Source organism: Vibrio sp. 10N.261.54.A5 (assembly GCF_041471145.1).
GTDB classification, from domain to species: Bacteria; Pseudomonadota; Gammaproteobacteria; order Enterobacterales; family Vibrionaceae; genus Vibrio; species Vibrio crassostreae_C.
This window is the reverse complement of record NZ_JBFRNU010000025.1, coordinates 76322-99295: the sequence shown is the minus strand read 5'-3', so window position 1 is coordinate 99295 and position 22974 is coordinate 76322. Positions and strand designations below refer to the sequence as shown.

13 protein-coding genes are annotated in these 22974 nt (G+C 44.4%); 3 read left to right on the top strand and 10 right to left on the bottom strand.

Translation table 11 applies throughout. The features are described 5' to 3' along the window. Positions 1–205: 205 nt before the first annotated feature. The 7 genes from AB4329_RS08650 to AB4329_RS08620 form a co-directional block, all read right to left on the bottom strand. Positions 206–793, bottom strand: coding sequence for a hypothetical protein (locus AB4329_RS08650; protein WP_017071598.1), 588 nt, complete (start codon positions 791–793; stop codon positions 206–208). A gap of 210 nt (positions 794–1003) precedes the next feature. Then, on the bottom strand, positions 1004–1948 hold the full coding sequence (locus AB4329_RS08645) for a PstS family phosphate ABC transporter substrate-binding protein (protein WP_017059474.1): 945 nt from the start codon (positions 1946–1948) through the stop codon (positions 1004–1006). Then, positions 1948–2586, bottom strand: coding sequence for an OmpA family protein (locus AB4329_RS08640; protein ID WP_017059473.1), 639 nt, complete (start codon positions 2584–2586; stop codon positions 1948–1950). Before AB4329_RS08640 ends, AB4329_RS08645 begins: the two co-directional genes overlap by 1 nt. Continuing rightward, entirely contained in the window at positions 2586–3899 is a 1314-nt protein-coding gene (locus AB4329_RS08635) for a TolC family outer membrane protein (protein WP_017059472.1), read from the bottom strand. The genes AB4329_RS08640 and AB4329_RS08635 overlap by 1 nt, the downstream gene beginning before the upstream one ends. 34 nt (positions 3900–3933) lie before the next feature. Next, positions 3934–5259 (bottom strand): HlyD family type I secretion periplasmic adaptor subunit, encoded by a 1326-nt coding sequence (locus AB4329_RS08630; RefSeq protein WP_108185607.1) that lies wholly within the window; start codon positions 5257–5259, stop codon positions 3934–3936. Continuing rightward, positions 5252–7411, bottom strand: a complete 2160-nt coding sequence (locus AB4329_RS08625) for a type I secretion system permease/ATPase (RefSeq protein WP_372138028.1) — start codon at positions 7409–7411, stop codon at positions 5252–5254. The genes AB4329_RS08630 and AB4329_RS08625 overlap by 8 nt, the downstream gene beginning before the upstream one ends. A 33-nt stretch (positions 7412–7444) precedes the next feature. Next, entirely contained in the window at positions 7445–16621 is a 9177-nt protein-coding gene (locus tag AB4329_RS08620; protein WP_372138026.1) for an RTX toxin, read from the bottom strand. Between the two features lie 249 nt (positions 16622–16870). Between AB4329_RS08620 and AB4329_RS08615 the strand changes: the two genes are divergently transcribed. Beyond that, the gene (locus tag AB4329_RS08615) at positions 16871–18718 is read left to right on the top strand and encodes a M3 family metallopeptidase (protein ID WP_372138024.1); all 1848 of its coding nucleotides are present in this window, start codon (positions 16871–16873) and stop codon (positions 18716–18718) included. 158 nt (positions 18719–18876) lie between these two features. On the opposite strand, the gene AB4329_RS08610 is transcribed toward AB4329_RS08615, so the two are convergent. Both AB4329_RS08610 and AB4329_RS08605 read right to left on the bottom strand, forming a co-directional pair. After that, positions 18877–19425: a DUF1349 domain-containing protein gene (locus AB4329_RS08610; RefSeq protein ID WP_102281779.1), complete on the bottom strand. Its 549-nt coding sequence runs from the start codon at positions 19423–19425 to the stop codon at positions 18877–18879. Positions 19426–19441: 16 nt separating this feature from the next. Continuing rightward, positions 19442–20470, bottom strand: a complete 1029-nt coding sequence (locus tag AB4329_RS08605; RefSeq protein WP_102281777.1) for a radical SAM protein — start codon at positions 20468–20470, stop codon at positions 19442–19444. Between the two features lie 246 nt (positions 20471–20716). Between AB4329_RS08605 and AB4329_RS08600 the strand changes: the two genes are divergently transcribed. Next, entirely contained in the window at positions 20717–21007 is a 291-nt protein-coding gene (locus tag AB4329_RS08600; RefSeq protein WP_102281775.1) for a putative quinol monooxygenase, read from the top strand. Between the two features lie 77 nt (positions 21008–21084). Further along, positions 21085–21825, top strand: a complete 741-nt coding sequence (locus AB4329_RS08595) for a sulfite exporter TauE/SafE family protein (protein ID WP_372138022.1) — start codon at positions 21085–21087, stop codon at positions 21823–21825. 14 nt (positions 21826–21839) lie between these two features. Here AB4329_RS08595 and AB4329_RS08590 read toward each other — a convergent pair whose 3' ends face one another. Then, a complete protein-coding gene (locus AB4329_RS08590) occupies positions 21840–22757 on the bottom strand; it encodes a LysR substrate-binding domain-containing protein (protein ID WP_372123960.1) in 918 nt (305 codons plus the stop codon). Positions 22758–22974 lie beyond the last annotated feature (217 nt).

Genomic DNA, 22974 nt, shown 5'->3' with positions numbered 1-22974 from the left:
TTATCAATACTGAACGTATCCTAAGCTCGTTTTACCGAAGGCTCAACGTATAACAAATGGCAAAGCTAAACGCTTATTAAAAATGTGAGAGCCGCAGAAAAACGAACACTTAAATGAATTATAACTTGCTGTCTGCCCGCGAGCCGTTCTCCTGAAAGGCTTGTTTAGCCTAATAAATAACGAAACTATCTATAAATTTGAGCAATTAAAAACGATTAAGTTCAACCGTTAAGTTGTCACCATCACTCTGTAACTGAATCCAAGGAGAAGTAGAGCTAGAAGAAGATAAGCTAGGCACATTCCACACACTCAGTTGCTCTGCTGAACCGTGAGGCGCGTTGATAAATTCGACCAGCTGTTTATCCACCTTATCGAAACCAACACCTTCATTTCGAGCTTGTTCGAGTTGAGCTGTAACATCGAATTCATCTTCACCAATACGAATTGAACTGAGAGCAAAGCCATCTTGGCGAAGGTATGCCTGAAGCTTTGTGTAACTTAGGTCCGAATATGGCAGGTTTAAGCGAACCGTTTCGACACTTGAGTCCCCCAACTCCAGTTCAACATACACATCCAGGTCGTAATATTGGGTTAAGTCACTGCACAACAAAGTACCTTCGATCTCACCACAATCCATCAACTCGATATCATTAATATAGTTTTGAGAATTCGGCAGACTTGGGCTGCTGTTAAATACTGTTCTTAGCCACCAGCTTTCGGTTGCTTGCGCTGAAAATGAAATAGCATTGAGGGACAGCATTAGAGGCAAGATTAGAACTTGAAAGATTTTCATCGACTGGGCTTATTTAGCGCTATATGAAGTGTCCATTATACGTGACCAAACGACAAACAACTGCTCGAGTCGCAAATTTTAGGCGAAAAAAAACGGGCATACATGCCCGCTAGATAATTTCATCACCGAATAACGTAATCCGTCACGTTGAGAACCATTACGAAAGAGAGAATATCACTCTCCCACAACGGTTACAACATGACATACCCATTACTTGTAGCCACCTTCAATAGCAGGCTCTTCAAGCGACAATCTGACTTTGTTACGTTGAATAGCTTCTGGCGGCAAGCTGATGAAGCCGTATTGGTTCAAAACGACTTGATGATCTTGTGACAAGGTAAGCCCAACAAAGAACTCCTCTTGTTCCGTAAAGCCTTTGCGATGCGCTGGAATATTCAAGTACATGTAATAAACCGTTGCTAACGGGTAACGACCAGAGAGGATCGTTTCTTTGTTTAGGTCGTAGTTCACACCTAGGTTATCAACCACGCTCAACCATTTCACATCAGAGATCTGATCTGAGTAAACGGTGTAACCAATGGCGGCATCTTCGTCTTCAATCTTATTAATCAGATCAGGTAAATCCGCTAAGAACTGAGTATGGGCATATTCTCCTTCTGTTCCACATTCGACCCAACTTGAAAAGGTAGTATGGCCTTTCAGGTTGTGATCAATGGCAAAGGGCAACATATGAGTATCTAGGCTTTCACCGTTACGAATATCACTACTTGCTGACCATTTTGGATGTTTAGGATCGTTAGAACAACCAAACACATCAATTAATTCCGCGACGGTGATTGATGTCGCAGGGTTATTTTCATTGGCTAGAATCGCAATCACGTCAGCGGTAAACATCAGCTCTGTTGGCCTATAACCGTAACGCATATCAAACCTTGCCATCTCTTTGTCAGTCCACTTTTTGGAAGTGATACCAACACGCGAGCGCTGCATGATCATCTGTTCTGGGACGCTGTCACTCAACAAGATTTCTAAGTCGATCTCTTGGCTCTTAAGCAGATCTTCTACAAGCCCCTGCATATTCGGCTCAATCGCGACCAAACCAATGTCACTGGCATCATTCGCAAATGTCGATACAGAGAACAACGCAGGTACAGCAGCAAGCAGCAAGCCCGATTTATTAGCTAGACATTTCATTACTGGCCTCCTACTGGATCAATCGACGTTTTAGACTCAACATCGCTATTACTATCGAGCTGCATTTCTGAAGTGAAGATGTTCCAAGATGGGTTCACTTCCATGCTTTCTGTTTTAATCACCGCGATCGTTCTACGCTTACGCTTGTGAAGATGCTGAGTTAAGCTGGTTATCTGAGTAAACTCTTGTTCAAAGATTCGCTCACCATTGATGCCTCTATCAATCAATGCGTCTCGAATCACGCCCGTTCTTTTCTTGGCCAATGCTTTGTTATACACGTTTGTACCTTCAGCACTGGTATCTCCGACCAAGGTAACCGAAGCATCAGGCTGCTCTCCTAGTAAACGCACCAACTCATTTAATACAGCGGTATGATCAGGTTTAAGGTCATACTTATCAAAATCAAATGCCACACTTAATACTTCAACGTCTTCGACAATTTTCCAATTGGCACACCCTTTAATGTCTACCGTTACACCTTCTGGCGTATCGGCACATAGATCTCGCTGGTTAATCACACCATCTCGGTCATTATCCGCTAAGTCATCAATTTGGTGGCGTGTCATTGTCGTATCAGGCGTTTCTGCACATCCCATTAGCAAGATAGAGCTAAGTAGCGCTAGTTTAAAATATCTCATTACTTATTCTCCCCTTGCCACTCTTCTGGATGTTCAATCCTCAACGCATACGTCAACATACCCATCGCATTTAACACTCGATAAGCCGCTAACGTTTGATCATATTCAGTGCTGATGAAGTTTCTTCGAGCCAAAAACACTTCTACTTTTGCATCCAGTACATCAAGAAGGCTTCGTCTGCCAACATTGAATTGCTGGATATAGCCAAGCTCTGCAATTTTCGCTGCATCAACATTCTGTTGAAGTAAGGATTTTTGCTGCTCAAGCATTTTGTAAGCGTTCCAAGCCAGTTGTGTACCTTCTCGAACCTCACGCTCTGTTCGTAATCGGATCGCCCTTGCCTCTTCCACTCGCCAAGCTGACGATTCAACCCTGGAGTCGGTAGAGAAGCCATTAAACAGGTCATAATCCATCGTCAACATGATACGTGCATCTTCATCGACACCGCCTGGCGGGTTAGATACGTTGTCATTCTTATTGGCATGAAGCTCAAGTTTTAGTTCTGGGTAGTAATCCCCTTTCTCGCGGCGCATCTCTTTACGAGCCGCGTCGATATCAAGCAAAGAGGCTTTGATTTCAGGGTGATTCTCGACAGCTTGTTCAAGTGCGACCTGTGCTGAGCTTGGTAATAGAGCGTAATCAAACCGGGGGTAAACCAAGTTCACCGCAGGTTTGCCAACCAAGCGTAGATACTGAGTTTGCAAATCAAACAGGTTGTTCTGAGCGGCGATAAGTGAAGACTGCGCGGTCGCGACACGGGCGGAGATTTGAGCCAGATCCGAGTTGCTACTCAAGCCTTTGCTCTTTTTATCTTGGATATCTTGATAGATCTCTTGGTGCTCTTTTACATTACGCTTAGACAATTCAAGTAGCGTCTCTGCTTTTAGGATATCGAGGTAATTTCTCACCACATCTAACGATACGTTTTCAGCTCGCGAAATCAGAGTTAGACGCTCAGCTTCTGCTTCGAACGTCAGTCGATCGACATTCGATGTGGTTTTAAAACCATCAAATAGTAACTGGGATACTTTAACGCCAATTTCCGTTCTCGTTAGGCCTCGATCATCGGTATCAAGTTTGCTACCACTGTTGTAGCGCGTTTCTTCATAACCTGCTGCCGCGTACAAGTTCACTTGCGGCATATACAAACCACTCGCCGCGTCTCCGTCTCTGACCACCGATTGGTATCGGGAGTATTGCGCCAATATCTCTGGGCTATAGTCGATGGCAAAGGCCACGGACTCTTCTAATGAAGCTGCTTGAGACAGCCCACTCATTAGCAAGCAAGAAGAGAGTAAGAATTTTGAATGCATTACACTTCCTTTTATATTTATGCTTTAACCCACTTCATCGTTCACGAAGTGAGTTTTCCTTAGCTCGTAAAATAGGTTTTAACCAATAACTCAATACTGTTTTCTCTCCGGTTAATATATCGACCGCGACTTGCATCCCTGGGATAATGCTAAAGGCAGAGTTTTGTTGTTGGTCTTCGTTTAACTGAATATGGGCGCGATAATAGGCGTTGCCGTCTTCCGTTTGTAAGGCGTCGGCACTGACATAAATCACCTCGCCTTTAAGTCCGCCATAAATGACAAAATCATAGGCCGTGAATTTGACTGTTGCACCCAATCCCGTATGAACAAATGCGATATCTTGCGGAGAGATTCTCGCTTCAACAATCAAATCACTGTTTGATGGGATGATCTCAATGATTGGCTCGCCGGGACGAACTACACCACCAATGGTACGCACAAAGATCTCTTTGACTGTGCCATCAACGGGCGCAACAATTTCGGTACGCTTGAGTTGGTCGGCAATCGCCTGCTGGCTTTCGTTCAGCTGCGCTATCTTGCTCGCCACTTCATTCAACTGGCCTTGCACTTTGGTACGAAAATCTAAAGCGATACTTCGATGATCCGCTATCGACTCTGAGTAGGCAGCTATCTGCTTCTGCGCTGCTACTTTTGAGCTAGCAATATCACCTTTGAGTTTGACTACATCACGGTTGAGTTTAAGTAGCTCAACTTCCGCAACAGCACCGCTCGCTACCACGTCTTTCAGCATGTTGCGCTCACGAATCACAATCTCGAGGCTGCTTTCAAGAGTCTGGATATTATTAAACGTATCGACACGAGCTTGGTCTTGTTGCTCGATACGAAGTGCCGCCTCTTCCAGTTCAGACTTCAACTGTCCTAAACGTTCTCGGTAGTTCGCCTTGGCATTCATTAACGCAGGGTGGCTTGATACATCAACCGCAATATCTTGAGGCACCAAGACCACTCGCTCATACCACTCTTTCGCATCGTTATTTAAAACGACCGTCGACAGCTCAGCCTTTAATCTTAATTGCTGAGCAAGCAAGGTATCCGCTTGTTGAGCCGACTCTAAAAACGCCGCCTTAAAACGTGTGTCTTCTAACTTAGCTAGAGGTTGCCCCTTCACTACAGATTGGCCTTGTCGCACCATGATCTCTTGAACCAGTCCACCTTCTAAGCTCTGAATGGTTTGCACCGAAAGACTTGGAACGACTTTACCTTCACCGATAACCACTTCTTCTAATGTTGCCCACGTAGCCCAACCGATAATTGATACAATGAGTAGAGCACTCAACCAAATCAGCTTTCGAGAGCGGAATGCTAAGTGGTTGTTGGTCCATTGAATATCATTACTCATGACGACCTCCCTTCACCACAGATACCGTCTTAAACCGGCTCGTACCTTTAGGTACACTTTTCTTCTGTAAAGAGAGAATTTCTTTAGGTTCACCTTCTGCCACGATTTGACCTTTATCCAATACAATCACTCGATCACACATCATCAAGAATGAAGACTTATGGGAGCTGATTAGCATTGAAGTTTCTCTCGGCATACTTTGCAGCGCATTGAAGAATTGAATCTCAGCTTGACTATCTAATGCACTGGTTGGCTCATCCATAATCAACAACTTTGGACAACGATACAGAGCTCTCGCGATGGCAACGGCTTGACGCTGACCACCAGAAAGTAACCGACCACCCTCACCGACAGGTGTTTCAAGGCCATTGCTTAGGCGCCCCATGTAACCATTCAAACCCGACTGTTGAAGAGCTTGTCTTAGCTTTTCTTCATCAACGTTGGTCGCACCAAGCGTAACGTTGTCGTAAACACTGCCAAAAATAAGATTAGTGGTTTGCCCTACCCAACCCATGCCACTACGCAGAACGCTGGTTGGCCATAATTGCCCATCGATTTCTTGATAGAAAGCTTGTCCTGTTGTTGGCAAATACTGGCGCGCAACAATCGATAGTAGAGTTGTTTTACCCGCGCCTGCCGCACCGACAAGACCAACTCGCTCACCCGGTTTGATCTCTAGGGAAATCTCCTTTAATGCAGGGCTTTGATTCTCTGGATAAGTAAACGTCACTTCATCTAACCTAACCCCACCATCAAAGTCTCCTTTGTCGATAACTTGGTGTTTGGACTCTTCCTGAGGTAGCTCCATAATCTGATTCAGCCCTTCAACGGCCGAACGTGTTTGCTGGAACCTCAGCAATAGAAGAGAAAGCTGGTTCACCGAACTTGCAGCGCGCCCACTCAACATCACAACGGCTATCAAACCACCCATACTCAGCAAGCCTTCAGAGATCTGATACACGCCGAAGATGATCAGAGTGATGGTAACGATCTGCTGACTGGACTGAATAGAGTGCGTCACGATATTGGAGTAATGACGAGATTGAGTCTGCCATTGAGAGAGCGACGAAATCGTCTGTTCCCAACGCTTCTGGGTAATACCCTCAGCATTGTTTTGCTTGATATCCGGAAGGGTTGTTAAGCAATCAAACAGCTGGGCTTGTCTTTGTGTCGAGAGACGTGCGGTTTCATCGAATGTTTTCTCGACCTTGCCTTTCATCGCGATGCTCAGCACAATCAAAACAAGCATGATCGCGACAGGTATGAACATCATTGCGCCACCGAGCCAGCCGATAAGCAGTAGGAATAACAAAGTGAATGGCAGATCGACTAAAGTGACTAACGAGATAGAAGTGAAGAAATCTTTCACGCTATCGAAGTCTTGAAGCTGTCTGGCAAATGCGCCTACCGATTGAGGTCGATTTTCGAGCTTCATACCAAGGACTTTCGAGAACAGCTGAGAAGACAACTTGTTATCAATATAGCGCCCAGCCATATCAGTCACAGAGCTTCGTGAGCTTCTCAATACCCAATCAAAAATAACAACGATACCAACGCCTGCTGCTAATACCCAAAGCGTGTTAAACGCTTGGTTTGGCACAACACGGTCGTACACATTCATGGTAAATAACGGAACCACTAGCGCAAGCACGTTGATCAAGAACGAAGCGATAAACAGATCGCGATACCAAGGCTTCACTTCTTTGACCACCCGCCACAACCAACGGGTGTTGGATTTACTGTCATTGCGCTCATGTGCCTGAACACGGGCGTCATCAAGCGCTTGAGCACCCACTTGCCAAACAAATGCATCCACTTTAATGACTAAGTCTTTAAGGAGAATTTGTTGGCTTAAGTTGGATTCACAATTCAATACTTGAAAGTCGCCAACGGAGCTTTGGGTTACGACAAGAGGAGACCCTGTCGCGGACTCAACAGCAACAACAGGGAACTGACATTGATTCAATAATTCTTTTTTAACGTGGCTCAGCGTTAACCCCGATTTCTCAATGGCTCTTGGGAAAAGGGATTCATTGAGCCTTCCTTCATTTAAAGGTAGGCCAGACACTATTTTGGAAGGATGGCTGCGAACATTAAAATGCTCACATAACCATTCAACACAAGCTAGCCAGCTGTCTTTTTGTTCTACCAATCTAAACTTCCTTTTATAGACTGTACATCCAACTTACAGCGTTAAATTATTGTCTTCTATCATTTTTTGTAAAATTTGTGCTTCTAATGCACTGCTACTGTCACCTTGATACAGATCGTCGTACGTGACATCGGCTATTAAGATGTTTTGTTGAACGTCTTCGTCGCCATTAGGTTTAATAGAAATGGTCACACCTTCACCAGATTCTTCTAAATCTAGATATTGTGTTGCCCCTAGCCCTGTATTAAGCCCTAGGCTTCCCAAAATACCCGAGAGGTCAATTGCATCAGTGTCTGGAGACGCATCAAAATCTTGAATCACATCGTAGCTTGGTGCTTCTGCACTCCCTAAGCCTGAAGATGCGAACACAAAATTGTCAGAGCCTGTACCGCCAATCAACAGATCGTTATCATCTGTCGCGGTAATCGTAGAATCCCCTTCAGCGACAAACTCAATCGATACGGTTTGGGGTAACCCGACCGCTTGGTTATTGCCTATCTCTGCAGACGGCTCTATCGTTAGGTCAAATTGATCACCACTGTTGTAGCCCCCGGTAATCGCTAGGTTAGGCACATCTGCCAAGTCCACCACATATTGACCATAGACCATAGAGCCGTGTGAGAACGTCAAACCTGCGGGAATATCATGAATTGTAATGAAGCCCACTTCTGAATCAGCAGGGTTTACAAGAGAAAGGTCTAAACCAAGAGGAATCGTGCCACTTGCTTCTGCCACGATCGAAGAATATTCAACGCTCAATAACGGTGCATCAGGCTCTGGTGTGATAATAAGCGTCATGTCTTGCGAGCTCGGGTCACCCGTGTCGACCACTAACTCACCGAGTACCGTATTTTGATCAACCGTTCGGCCGGTAATCGTAATATCGAGGTTACCAAACGCATCGCCTGCAAAGAATTCGAGCTCATCAACAGAACTTGCTTTAACGAGGATCGTCGCCTGTATGATGCCACCAACACTGGTGAAAGAACTGGTTTCTGATCCAATTCGAATTCGGTCTAACCCAACTAACCCTGATGGGTCCGAAGTTCCATTCACTGTTACCGTAATTGCTAAAAACTCATCACTGTTAGTTTCAAAGCTATTGGCATCAAGAGGAATCACGATGCCATCATCTTCACTTCCAGTGAGCTGTTCAGGTAAATCGAAGAACTCAACTTTGTCACCTATAGGGTTAACACCTACAGTAAATTCAGATTGTGTATAACGGATATCCGTCGTACCAATTTCTTGAGTAATCGCCTCTAGAGACAGATTAATGTCACCACTAAAGTCTCTTGGTGGCAGAATGACTAGATTAGATAACTGACTTGGATCTAACTGCCACTCATAGGTAGGGTTTCCATCGAAGGTACCGCCATCAGCACCATTGTTTGGAACCAACTCATAGTTGTCTCCGATTTTAATCGCGACAACTGCGCCTTCAGGAACTCCCTTCAACGAAAGCGACATGTTTTCAGAACCATCTTGGTCAATGAGCTCTGCGCTAAGTGATGACAACGAAATGTAATTATCTTCATCTCCGACTATATCCTCTGTTATCAAGTTCGCCGCATCAGCGACTGGCTCAACAGTAATAGTCACGACCGTCGTTTTATCTTGCGTATCCGTTTCTGTCACGCAATCCGCTTCATCGGTAATATTTGCTGTCACAGTGAGGGTAATTTCACCACTGTAATGCTCAGGTGGCGTAACTAACACATCACTCAAACGGCTAGGGTCTGTGACCGTCCAAGTCCCATCGCCATTATCAACTAACAACCCGGTGTCAGTTGGAGTTTCAGACAAGGTCGCTCCATTCGAAATGCTCACCGTTAGAGAGTTAACGGTTTCTTTACCGGTAGCGCTATTGCCTTCACCAGTGATTAATTGTCCATCTTCAACGCTATCACCAAGAACCAGTTCAAGGTTAAGGTCTGTCGCGATGTCTTCTTGAATGGTTGTGGAGTCGGCTTCAACCGTAATGTCATCGACCACAGGCAGAACTTGGATACTAATGGTTTGGGCCGTCGTCACCGTATCACCGCTACATGGTGAGGTCTCAATTGTCTCTATGGTGAAATCAATACACCCTGCAAAATCTTCATCCAAGCCCGTTAACGTTAGTTTCGAAAGTCCATCTGCAGTGATTGAATAACCGACGATCTCACCAGAAGCATCGTATTCAGCAATCACACCATCACCGGAGATCTCAACGCCTTCAGGAAGTGAATCGGCAGGAATATAGAAAGAGATTTCATTGTCTGGATCACTGCCAACATCGGTGTTTAGCAAGCCAGTGAGATCAATATCTTCCCCTTCAGGTGTTTTAATTTCGCCATCGGGTTGAATCGGGCTTGGTGGGCCAACAGGGTCACAAGAACCGCCACCGCCGTCATGACCAGTAATTTGCAGCGGGAAAGTCGCATCAATATATCTCGCATCATCACCATCAATCACACGAGCACGAACCACAATATCCAGTACCGGAGTATCACTTGGGCTGGAAATCGTCGCATTATCTAAAATGTACGCTGCGAGCTCTTGGAAAGAGTCACTCGTTAGCCCATCCGCCGATATGATCCAATTCCCAGAGCTATCTTGCGCAGCACCATTAGGGTGCTCAACAATCAACGAATAGCCGTCGGGAATCTCGATCAAAATATAATCTAGGTACTCTGACCCATCGATATCCGCGTCGACGAACGTCACGGCGTTAGAGATATCAACAGGCGAGCCATCTGTACTCTGTAACAGCTCTGTAGAGCCTTCTAATCGAGTATCTAGCTCGACACGAGCATCGACAGTCACGCTAATGGATCCGGTAATATCTTTAATATCCGTTGCACCAGTTGGAGAGGTATCCGTGACTTCATAGGTGATAGGAATTGAGAATGTTCCGCTTAAATCTTCTGTCGCTGTAACAGAAAGCCTGCCGCTGCTTAGAAGATCCGAAAGCGTTGGCGTTGTTGAGTCCAGTAGAGTATCCAAATCTAAGCCTGAAGCTGGGACCTGAATAACACTCCCATCAAAATAAAGAGTGAGATCTGCAGGTAGGCTATCAATGACATATCCCGTCAAGGATTCGCTGCCATCAATGTCCTGATTCACTGAAGGTTCAAGGTTCAGCCCGATTTGACTGTCTTCGATGCCTTGAGTACTGACCACTTGACCGTCTTCTTGATCAACGACCGGCGCTAGCTCTACTTTAAGTGTCATAGGAAACTCGCCCGAATCACCATCGGGCTCAGTTGAGATAGCAATAACGGTGAGTTCTAATTCACCACTAAAATCAAGAACTGGCTTGAGATACAGATCATCCAGTTGAGCGTTAGAGACTTGGAATACGGGCCCCGTCACATCATCAACATACGCAATCGTCAGCGATACTGGTTCACCCAACGCATCCACCAGCAAAGTGCCTTCAGGAATGTTAGTAAGCAGTATGTTGATCTCTTCTGAAACATCGTCATCCGTCGTTTGTATGAGGAAGTCGAGCTGTATTAACCCATCTTCATTCAAGACCGATTGGTTGCTGATGACTTTACTGTCACTGTCGTATTGCCAATGACCATTACCACCGTCTACCGCGATAGGTTCATCCACAACACCTTTCAAAAAGATATTGATGGTTTTTGTATCACTTGACGCTTGCCCATTGATAGGAATAAGTGAATCGATCGTCGACTCAGTCGCTATTGCTGTTACGTCTATTGACAGATCTTCAGTAAAGGAACTGATGTCTTCTTTAGGCTGAATATAAGCAACACCATTGGCGATAGCTTCGGCAGTGACTGAATAGGAATTATTGCCTATCTTTGCGGTACCATCACCTTCAACAGACCAGCCATCTTGAACTTGGATAATATAACTTAACGATTCAGAACCATCGGTGTCCGCCAAAGCGCCTTCAATAACGTCTTTGAGGTAAATAGCTTCATCCTCTAGTCCCTTGTAGTCTTTAACAGACACATGAGGAGTATCAGCATCAGGTGAAATATCGACAGTAACGGTATGTACAATACTTGCCGTTTTATCATCTGGGTCAGCGAATGAATTGCCAGACTCTGTTGCAACCGCAGTAATCTCAAACTCAAAGCGACCCGCTAGGTTGTCGTCAGCCCTGATTTCCATTTTATCAATCTGAGCCTGTGTGTAAGATTTCCCTTCTTTGACTGCGTTGCCATTTAACGTCAAATTCAAGCCGTCAGGAATCCCACTAATCTGGTAGCTCAATGTTTCTGACGTATCTTGATCCACCAGCTGAGCTGTTATGTCCAAACTGACTGGGTCTGAGTCATCTTCTACTGAATGATAGGAGAATACGGAAGCCGACCAATCCGGTGCATCAGCCACCGGTAAAACAGACACTGCAACATCAGCCGTCAGTTCTTTAGGATCCGTATCAGTGCTAATGATTGCGTTGATCGCTAGGATAACCGTTGAGGTGGTATTGGATTCATGAAGCGCGGGACGATAAGTCAACTGTCCATTAGGCCCAGTGAACTGACTATCAATCGCTGCCAATTGACTTCCAGACAAGGTGACCTTGCCGTCTACAACTTGAAGCAACACCCCATCAAGGTACAAGCTACCACCGTTTAGCGATGCTTCTGAGAACTCGATAGCAGTAACGGTTTCGCTTTGGTCGACATCGCCGGTTGCCACACTTACAACGATAATCGCGTCATTGTCTTCTGTGGTTTCAGAATCTTCATAACGAATAAAACCTTCGTTATCATCCAGAATAAGCTCAGCAGTACTGGTAACTTTATCACCGTCCGCATCTCGCACCAGATAATCGATGTCATCGACGATCTTAGGATCTGCAGGGTTTGTTGATACATTGGGATTTGTAGTCAGCTGGTAGCTACCATCTGAAGAAAGCGTAAACTGACCGTAAGTAGACCCACCATCATAATCATTAATTAGATTAATCGTGATAGGAGTGCCTGCGTTATCAAAGGTATAGGTAGTACCGCGATAGTCAAAACTTACAATGGTTGCGCCATCGGCACCTGCGAATTTTTCTGTTAGAAATTGTCCATTAAGGTCATCACCCTCAACCATTTCAATTGCCCCTGAACGCGCAACTGGGACAGCATCTGTTACGTTGACAGAATAAATTGCCGGATCAGAGCTATCGCCGTCCGCATCGTTGACCACCAGTTCAAAATTGAGGGCTAGATTATTCTCTCCATCAGCATTGGCGTGATCGAGAGGTGCATAAAGGTCGAACTCTGTTGTCCCATCAGTATTAAAACGAATCCTAAATATATTGTTTCCATCAGAATCTTGACCGTAATACCAACCATCAGAATCGACAGCTTGCAGTGAAATGTCTTTCCCTGCACTCGAATATGAAAGTGCATCAAACGCAGCGGTGTCGACCGTCACAGAGACAACATCATCGGAACCTTCGATTATTCCTAACGAAGGGCTAGAATCTTCAACACCAACCTGTTCGCTGTCTCCAAGCAGACCGTCTTCATCAACAGAAATGCTTCCGATAACAGTAATTTTAGGGTTTGCACCATCGTAAATCTTAATATCAGATTCTTGTGTATCTCGTGAACCGTCTGAATCGATGGTGACGATTGAGGCTGGAATCGACAGCTCTGTGTCCTTCACACCGGTTCCGTGGTCTATTGACTGGTACAAATCAATCTCAACCGTGACATTCGTGGAACCATTGGCTTCTAAGCTAAAATCTTCAGGAAGTCTCACTTGGAAAACAGCATCGCCATTCGACAATACCGCATCAAACGTTCCATCCCCATTATCTCGCCAAGACAATGCTTCACCATTACGTGTCACCGCCTCACCGTCACTATCAAGAACGGCTTGGCCAGTTGTCACATCTAACCCCAAGAACACGAGTGGATCGTTGCCCGCACTCACGGCTAAGCTTGCACTCGCTGTTGTTCCAACACCAGACGGGGTTGTATCAGCAACAGGGTTTTCACTCAACTCGACCATGCCAGAGCCAATCGTAGGCTCCCCACCATCCGTAATCGAGACGTTCAAGGTTAATTGAGTTTCATCGTTGTCATCATCTTTTGCTGTGATGACAAAAGGAATTTGGTCGGTTCCATTCGTTTGGTCGAGGCCCTTGAATAGTTCAAAGGTGTAAGTGACATCAGTATCGGTCTCACCTGACAGAGAGGTAAAGCTCAAGGTGAACGCTTTATTTTCAGCACTTTCAGAGCCAACATAACCAGTAAGTTCATTTCCGTCTGCAGAGACCACATAGATGATCTGTACACCCCCACTAAACAACTGCGGCTGATCTCCAACATCAAAAAATACAGACTCAACAAAGTCACTTCCGACGTTGAGATTGAAAGTGCCAGTATCTGAAACACTGCCGTGAATAAGATCTGATTCGTCCACAGCAGCATTGCTAGTTGAAGTTAATATTGGGTCGGCTCCATCTTGGATGATCCAGTCGAATTGCCCTTGTTTTAAAGAAGTGCCATCTAAATCCGTTCCATCAATAATAAGTGGCAGGGTGATGGAGTCGTTGCTGAACAGGTGGTTGATAGACTGTTCTAACACTAATGTGACATCTGCTAGAACATCGATACCACTAGCGACTGCACTCAACGTTAGCGTGAATATCGTTTCACCATTTGCTTGTGCGGTAATCGTTTTACCATCATTCGCTAACGTGTAGGTTAGAGGAAAGTTCTCATCTCCGGTCGTCAAGCCCAAGGCGTCTAACTGCACCAGAGTATTAGCATTAAATACAATAGAAGCGGGATCTGGATTATCTGATCCAGCGGAAACGGTAAACTGGCCGACTACAGTTTGAATTCCATCAGACACATCACCTTCAGAGCTGGTCGTTGTCCCATCAACAACTAGCCCTGCATCACCATCAAAAATATCAATGACCGCAGTGCCGTTTCCGAAATCATTACTGATGTCGCCAGCAACATAGTTGAAGGTGATGTTCTGATCAACTGTGTGGTCCAAATTCCTGTTGGCGACGAACGTCCAGTGGCCATTCGCAAATACGGTCAAGGTGCCTTCGCTAGTAGCAAATGAAACCGGAGAGCCACCAACAATCGTCTTGGTCGTACCATCAACTTCAACACTTTTTATCGTAAGTTGAGTATCCAAATCGATGTCGTTATTCAACACGTTCCCTGACGCAATCTCACCCTCGATCATTTGATAAGACTCATCAAAAACCAGAGGTTCAGAATCTTTGATGACAATAGGTAAACGTCCTATCACTAACTCCGTTGTACCATCAGCATCGGTTTGCAAACCTTCGATGAGCAGAGCCGTCAGAATTGAATCTAACCCAGCTTCCTGATCAATCGCCTTATAAAAATTGATATTTACGTTGCTGCCGGAAATTGACGCATCGAATACTTTTTGCCCATCGCTTCGTGTGCCAATTAGGCTTTGTTTATCAGCCGATACAGCAACGGTTATCGATAGGGTTTGAGAAGTTAGTGACTCTGCGATGCTTTGATCATCGCTAAAAGAGAAGTCCGCATAATCGATGCGAATATCAGAGGTCTGAGTTTGATTTCCAAAAATCCCGACAACAGTTTCTGAGAACACAACCGACTCGGGCAGTATAATGCTTGGCATATCATCGATAGCTTGATTGCCTACCGTATTGAAAACTTTGGCATCAACCGTCCATTCTGACGCCAAGTTTAGGGACGAGACATCTATATTTTCAACAACCCAATTACCTGATGCATCAACAACACCCTCAAACACAAGAGTCTGAGAGCCATCATTAACTTCAATATAAACAGGAAGACCTTCGGCAACATTGGTTGTGCCTTGCATGGTTGTAAGTTGGCCGCCACGAAATGCCAAAATACTAAAACCGTCTAGCGTATCAATGTCTATAACAGGCGAAACAGTATCAATAACAATTTGCCCTGCGCTATTTATTGCAGAAGCAGGGTTACCGGCAACGTCAACAGTGTCAGCCTCAATTTGAATGCCACCATCGGAAAAGCTGGTTAGATCCACGCCTTCAACTGACCAAGCACCATCAATCACAGTTGCCGTCAGAACAATGACATTCGTTGTGCTGTCAGAAATACGAATATTGACCGTTTGGCCATCTTCTACGTTCTGTACCGTACCAAAGAATTTAGCCGACTGAATTTCGAAGCTATTGAGGACACCGTCGCCACCATCATCAACCGCAGCGGTGATGTCCGCTAGCGTATCTTTCACGATCGTGTCGGTCGCTGTTGTAGGGTTTCCAGCAATATCGATAGTATTGGCAACAACGGTTAGCTCACCTTCTGCAAAGCTTGAGTAGTCTTGAAGAGTCAGAGTCCAAGTTCCGCCGGATACTTCCGTTGTGTATTCTTGTATCGTTCCTTGGCTATCGGTAATTGAAATGTTGATGGTTTGCCCATCTTCTACATTGGCAATCGTACCAACTAGCACCCCATTCGATATTTCAAATTGATTGTAAAACTCATCACCAAAGCCATCGAAGTCAACCTCAATGTTGGCTAATGTGTCTTTGATTGTGGAATCGTTAGCTGCAATGCTATTGCCAAAATCATCAGCAATGACAGCATCGACTTGAAGATCCCCCTCCTCCAATGAAGAGAGGTCGACGCCATTGACGACATACGTTTCATCGCTTGTGATGGCTGTGGTGGTTACTGTGTTTCCGTTAACATCAGTGATGGTCAGAACAACGGTACGCCCGTCTCGAACATCCACTGCCGTGCCCGTAATCGTGACACTTGGTACTTCAAACTGATTTTCGTAACCGTCTCCACCATCCAAAATATCAACGGTTAATAGTGCACTAGGTAACAGAATATCAAGGTTACCCTCATTCGAGGTTGTATCTTCGTCGGCATATTCTGCAGGACGCGTATCAAAACCCGCCTCAGCGAGCGTTTCATCTAAGGTGGAACGAACATAAACAATAAAAGAGGCGCTGGAACTAGGTTGGTCATTTACTGAGTTAGGCTGTTGAGGTGCGCTTTCAATGTTGTTGACGAGTTCGGTGACCACCTTTTCCAACTGTTGTTCAACTGCGGCGATTTGTGGTTCGGTTAGGGGCTGAGCCTCTTGTAAATTCTGAGGTTCAATGCTGACGACTTGCACGCCTTCAACTTTTGGCTGCGTAGCAGGTAATTGAAGCCAAGTCCCATCAGGGAATACTTGCCACACAACACCACCAACTTCGATATATAAAATAGGATCCATCCTAAACCTCTTCCTTACAAAAACGCTGACCTTGAGAACATCAATTTACTCAATAAAAAGCCGGAGAAATCAGCACACTCTCTTTAGTTAATACTAGCAAACAACAAACCATTAACAGTTAATTATCACTAATACGCTGTAAAGTAAACCGATAGGCTGTGACTGCATTCAGTTATATCTATCGTCACAAAATACATTCAATGAATGTGTCATAATGTTGAAATTACTGGTTAAATTTCAAGGAATGTCATGACTGCAACGAACTATCTCAACCAATTGAATCAAAAGTATCTTGCGACTCATAAAGCGAAAGAAGACTTCTTTTGGGATACATATATGGGTATCAGTGACGACCACGATGGTTCGACACTCGCACAGACTCAGTGGACGGAATTTCTAAGCTCTGCCGAACAGATTACTGCTATCGAAACGCAACTCGCTGCTATCGATAAAATTCAAGATCCTCTCGAAAAAGAGAGTACGCTGACAGGCTTGAATGGTTGGTTGGCGACCTTTAGATCTCACGCTATTGAGTCTGAGCAGTCACAGAAGCTTAAATCCGATCTCATAAAGTTTGAGGCTGAACTGTTTGAGAAAAAACAGAATCATGTAATGACTTACGTAAATGAAACAGGTGATGAAACAGAAGGATCGCTGCCCGTTTTAGGTTCAGCCGTTAGAAGTAATGGTAATGAACAAGTTAGGCTTTCTGCACATCAAGCATTATTAGATTTAGAGCAATGGCTGCTGGCTAACGGCTTTATTGAGCTGATCAAAAAACGTAACCAATTTGCTCAATCACTGGGGTTTAAAACCTTCTTTGATTACTCGGTGGTAAAAACCGAACAGATGACGACAGAACAACTGTTTACGATTCTGGATGACTTCGAAGCACGCACGCGTGATAGCCATCAGCAAAGCCTAGCCAATTTGGCAGAGCAGAAAGGCGAGAATGCACTTCAAGCCCATAACTTTACCTACTCTTTTGCAGGTGACGTTATGAATGATCTTGACCCGTATGTTCCGTTCTCAAAATCATTAAGACGCTGGATAGAGTCTTTTGGTCGCCTCAACATTGAATACTCTCAAGCGACATTGAAACTCGATTTACTTGATCGCAAAGGAAAATACCCTAATGGCTTCTGCCATGGCCCTATCCCTTCTTTCTATGACCAAGATGCTTGGGTTGCGGCCCAAGTTAATTTCACTAGCAACGCTAAGCCCGATCAAATAGGCAGTGGCTATGATGGGATTAACACACTATTTCACGAAGGTGGTCACGCGGCGCATTTTGCTAATGTAAAAATGAACGCCCCTTGTTTCTCTCAAGAGTTTGCGCCGACTTCGATGGCTTATGCTGAAACACAATCCATGTTCTGCGACAGCTTGTTAAATGACGCTGACTGGCTAAAACAGTACGCTCTAAATGCGGACGGGCAACCTGTGCCAGATGATCTAATTAAAGCCATCATCGACAATAAACAGCCCTTCCGAGCTTACCAAGAACGCAGCATTCTTGTGGTTCCATATTTCGAGCGAGCCCTGTACGAATTAGCTGATGAAGACCTCACGCCTGAAAAAATCACGGCACTTGCTCGTAGCAGTGAAAAGGCAATTCTTGGATTGTCTTGCAGCCCTCGTCCACTGATGGCGATCCCTCACTTATTGTCTGATGAAGCATCTTGCTCATACCAAGGTTATCTATTGGCTCATATGGCGGTGTATCAAACACGAGCTTATTTCACCGACAAGTTTGGTTACTTAACAGATAACCCAGAGATCGGGCCTTTGTTGGCGAAACACTATTGGCATAAAGGCAATAGCGTGAACCATAACGGTACAATCGAAAGCCTGACTGGGGAAGGTTTTAATGCCAAATATCTCGCTGACGAGTGTAACTTATCGCCAGAGGAGGCTTGGGCGATTGAGGAGCAAAAAATCAAACAGCTGTCGACAAGAGAACGTGCACCAGTCGCGGATTTGAATGCGAAGGTATCGATCGTTGATGGAGCAACTGAATTAGCGAATAATGCAAAGTCGAATGACCAAATGTGTGATGATTTTGAGCACTTTATTATTGAGCAATACGGTCGATAGATTGAGTTTTAATGCTAATGAAAAAGGCAAAAATGAGTAGTGACATAACTCATTTTTGTCCCATTGTGTGTTTCGATCCCACTAAGCGCTACCGACTAACATGACTTTTTCAAAAATAAAACTAATACAAAAAGTCAATTGCTATATACCAGATTGGCTCAACTCATTAGTTGAAATTCACTAAACTTAGCAAAATTAGGTGTGTTTGAACTACCACTAAAGGTATAAAGCATAAGTCCTTTTGCTTGGCCGTTTAATGTCTTCGCAGAGCCAATGACTTGCCAAGAGCGTTTTTGATTACATTCCAAGAACGCAGTGATAGTACCATCATTTTTTTCTATCTTAACTGAGGCTGTCGTGCCTTCAAATGTGCTAAGTTGTTTGATCTCTGGTTGACCATTTTGCTCTACAACAAACACAATGGAAGGCTCGCCCATGAACATTTCTTTACTAATTTTGATGTAGTTATCGTTGTCCCAGTAAATGCCTAGGCCAGCTTGTTCAAATGGCAAGGTTGGCTCTAAGGTGATGGTTACTTCTGCGCTATAATTGGGTTGAGATACTGGGTAGATGAAAATGTTATCCACGTCACTTGAACCCGCGCCAAAAATATTGCCCTCTTGCACTTGCATCGACAACAGCCCGTTATCAAATGACCAATGGCTTGGGTTCTCATTTTGAATGTACCAGTCGTTTAAATTCTTCATTTCGGACTCCTTGGGTTTAGATCATGCGTTGGCGAAGGCTATAAAAAATATCTTCAAGGTCGCCAAGTTTTTGCTGCTCTATGCGCTTTAGCTGTTGCTGCACCGTGTCATACATGAGCTTATTGTTCATGTCATTCAGTGTCGCATAGTGGTGGGTACGACGACCTAAAATAAAGTTATTTTGATCGTTTTCGTTCATCAACATGAAGTGATCAATGGTACGTAAAAACGCCTCTTTATCATGCGGAAATTGTCCATTGAGTTCCGTCAGCAAATTTATCCCATGATAATTACCGTAATTGCTTTTGATGCCATCTAATTGGCTGATCAATTGAAATTGTTCTTCCAACATCTCACGCTCTGAAAGTGGCGTAAACTGGCCGTTTTGAACCATATCATCCAACTCAGTACCAGGTTTTACCGCTAGCGATAATATTCGGATCTCCTCAGGATCAATCTGGTTTAATAGCTGGGCAGTCTGTGCGATATGGTGCTCGGACAACGCCTTCCCACCTAAGCCAAGAATGATGAATGTCATCATTTTCATACCCGCCTGTTTCGCGTACTCGGCTGATTTCAAAATTGACTTAGGGGTGATCCCTTTTTTCATCAACTTGAGTACCTCAAGCGAGCCCGACTCCATACCGCAATACAGCATGTTTAACCCTGCATCGCAGATAGCCCTCATCTCGGCTGGAGACTTTTTAGTCATGGTTTGAGCTCTGCCATATGAGCTAATTTGTGTGAGCTCCGGGAACGCCTCTTTTAGTGTATTGAGCACATCCAGTAAATCATCCGTTTCCATTGCAAAGGAATCACCATCTTGCAAAAAACAGCTCTCAAACTGTCGGTTTTTATAGAAGGCTCGTGCCGCCCAGATATCACGTTTGATCTCTTCGACAGGACGAATAGAGAACTCCATCCCTTCAAACAGAGTACAGAACTTACATTTATTCCACGGGCAGCCTTGTGTTGTCCGTATCAGCAAACTGTCTGCTTCAGAGGGTGGGCGTATTGGACCTTGTTGAAATTGTATCTGTGTCATGGCTTATCTATCCATCAATGAAATCAATAAGCGCATGCTACGTAATTTAAAGCACAGTAAAAACTGGGGCTAGTTTGATTTATTATCAAATTAAAATAGACAATCCATTATCAATCTATTTTTGATAATAAATCAAATGGGAGGTTGTTTATGGATGTGAATGCGTGTCGTACTATACATCCAACCCAACAAGGCAGCGAAGGCATCGTTTGATAAGCTGCATAACGTTATGATGAGGAATACCCTATGAGCAAGTTAACTATCGTTGCAAACATCGTTGCTAATGAAGACAAAATTGAACTAGTAAAAGCAGAACTGCTAAAACTAATCGACATCACACGCGCTGAAGAAGGCTGCATTAACTACGACCTTCACCAAGATAACGAGAACCCAGCACACTTCATGTTCTACGAGAACTGGACTTCACGTGAACTTTGGCAGACACACATGGCAAACACGCACCTAGCCGAGTACATGGCAGCAACAGAAGGCTCAGTGGCAAGCTTCACGCTAAACGAAATGACGCAAATCGCATAAATAGTTTTTGATTCTGTAGTGTTTGGAAGGAAGGTCATCATGACCTTCTTTTTTTGCCTGTCGATGTAGTGAAAATAATGATTATTGATATCTGGTTCTATCTAGCTGCGATACCTGCTGTGTTCTTTTATGGGATGGGAAAAGGTGGTGTTGGAGGGATTTTGGGTATGCTCTCGGTGCCATTAATGGCAATGAGTGTTTCGCCTGTCCAAGCCGCTGCTATTCTATTGCCACTTTTATGTGGAATGGATCTAATGGCGCTGTTTTATCATCGTAAAAATTGCAATTATGCCGAACTCAAAGTCATGATGCCTTTTGCTGTGTTAGGGGTTATGCCCGCTTCTTACTTCATGGGCAGCCTTCCGACACACATTGTTGAACTAATGATTGGTGGATTGGCGCTGACTTTTCTGGGGCAAAAGTTATTGTTGAAGCAATCAGGTTCACCTAACCGAATCAAAGGCTATGCATTAAACCTATTATCAGGTTTTTCGAGTACGATAGCTCATGCTGGGGGGCCGCCAGCAAGCATGTATTTGCTACCCAAGAAACTGCCTAAAGAGCAACTTATCGGCACCAGCGTTGTGTTTTTCGCTGGGCTTAATTTTGTTAAGATAGTCCCATACAGTTATATGGGACAGCTTGATACACAAAACTTGATGACCTCACTCGTACTTGTACCTATTGCATTTCTGGGGGTGAGAACCGGTGTTTGGTTGGTTAACATCATCACTCAAGAGCTGATTTACAAAATCAGCTATAGCGTATTATTCATTACGGCTATAAAAATGTTGTACTCTGGAGTCACCACGCTATAAGTCATCGGCAGTATCTATAGCACTCCTTTTTCTGCTAATTGCTCAAGTATCACGTTAGTTTTCTCTCTAAAGAAATCTCTTAACAGCCGAACCGTTGGTGTGATGGACTGACGGCTCGGGCAAACCAACCAGAGTTCAGTCGGCGTTGGTTTGTACTCTTTCATAATACTCACCACTCGACCTGCTAAAAGGTCATCAGACATATCAAGGCACGATTTGATTGCCACCCCTTTACCAGCAACACACCAACGCCTCACCAGATCGCCATCATTCGAAGCTCTATTGCCTTTCAGTTTTACCTTATGAGTCGTATCCTCATGACTGAATAACCACTCATTTTGCAACACATCATGCAATTGATAAAACAACGCATTGTGCTCAAGTAGATCGTTCGGCTGAGTGGGTGCTTGATTTTCCGCTAAATAGCTAGGGCTTGCACACAGCACTCTCGGTACATCACAGATTTTAAAGCCATACATATTGGCATCGGTTGGTGAGCCATAGCGCAGAGCCATGTCGACAGAATCACGGTAGAAATCAATATTGCTATCGCTAATACTTGAACGCAGTGAGACATTCGGGTACTGCAATAAAAACTCATCTAACCAAGGAGTAATAAGGTTACGTCCCAAATCAGACGATAGCGCGATACGAATTTCACCATCAATAATGCCCAAGTCTTCATGCATATTCATTTTGGCCCGCTCAAGCATCTTTAGCGCTTCTTCACACTGAGGTAAATAACGCTCACCAGCAGAGGACAATCGCAAGTGACGGGTTGTACGGACAAAAAGCTCCGCGCCCAGTGATGCCTCAACGCGCTTTACCGCTGCACTGGCTGTGGCGGTACGCATATCTAAATTGGTTGCCGCTGCGGTGATGCTGCGAAACTCCGCAACTTTCAAAATAACCTGTAAATCTTCTAAGAGCATGATGAGACCTTCATTCGAAAAAGGGGCAGCAGTAAATGCTACGTTGCTGCTATTTATAAAGCAGTCTTAACAACAGAACAATACATATTCAATTTATTTTTGATAATAATTCAAATTAAAGCCTGTTTTTAATTTTTAATAACTCGCCTACCATAATCTCATTCGAACGACCCCGACTAAACACAAGACCTAGCGCATACGTTTATGATTATCAATT

Excerpts from the sequence above, each read along its gene's own strand:
- AB4329_RS08615 (WP_372138024.1), top strand. The coding sequence starts at position 16,871 with ATGACTGCAACGAACTATCTCAACCAATTGAATCAAAAGTATCTTGCG.
- AB4329_RS08595 (WP_372138022.1), top strand. The coding sequence starts at position 21,085 with ATGATTATTGATATCTGGTTCTATCTAGCTGCGATACCTGCTGTGTTC.
- AB4329_RS08630 (WP_108185607.1), bottom strand. The coding sequence starts at position 5,259 with ATGAGTAATGATATTCAATGGACCAACAACCACTTAGCATTCCGCTCT.
- AB4329_RS08605 (WP_102281777.1), bottom strand. The coding sequence starts at position 20,470 with ATGACACAGATACAATTTCAACAAGGTCCAATACGCCCACCCTCTGAA.
- AB4329_RS08650 (WP_017071598.1), bottom strand. The coding sequence starts at position 793 with ATGAAAATCTTTCAAGTTCTAATCTTGCCTCTAATGCTGTCCCTCAAT.
- AB4329_RS08645 (WP_017059474.1), bottom strand. The coding sequence starts at position 1,948 with ATGAAATGTCTAGCTAATAAATCGGGCTTGCTGCTTGCTGCTGTACCT.
- AB4329_RS08590 (WP_372123960.1), bottom strand. The coding sequence starts at position 22,757 with ATGCTCTTAGAAGATTTACAGGTTATTTTGAAAGTTGCGGAGTTTCGC.
- AB4329_RS08600 (WP_102281775.1), top strand. The coding sequence starts at position 20,717 with ATGAGCAAGTTAACTATCGTTGCAAACATCGTTGCTAATGAAGACAAA.
- AB4329_RS08610 (WP_102281779.1), bottom strand. The coding sequence starts at position 19,425 with ATGAAGAATTTAAACGACTGGTACATTCAAAATGAGAACCCAAGCCAT.
- AB4329_RS08635 (WP_017059472.1), bottom strand. The coding sequence starts at position 3,899 with ATGCATTCAAAATTCTTACTCTCTTCTTGCTTGCTAATGAGTGGGCTG.
- AB4329_RS08640 (WP_017059473.1), bottom strand. The coding sequence starts at position 2,586 with ATGAGATATTTTAAACTAGCGCTACTTAGCTCTATCTTGCTAATGGGA.
- AB4329_RS08620 (WP_372138026.1), bottom strand. The coding sequence starts at position 16,621 with ATGGATCCTATTTTATATATCGAAGTTGGTGGTGTTGTGTGGCAAGTA.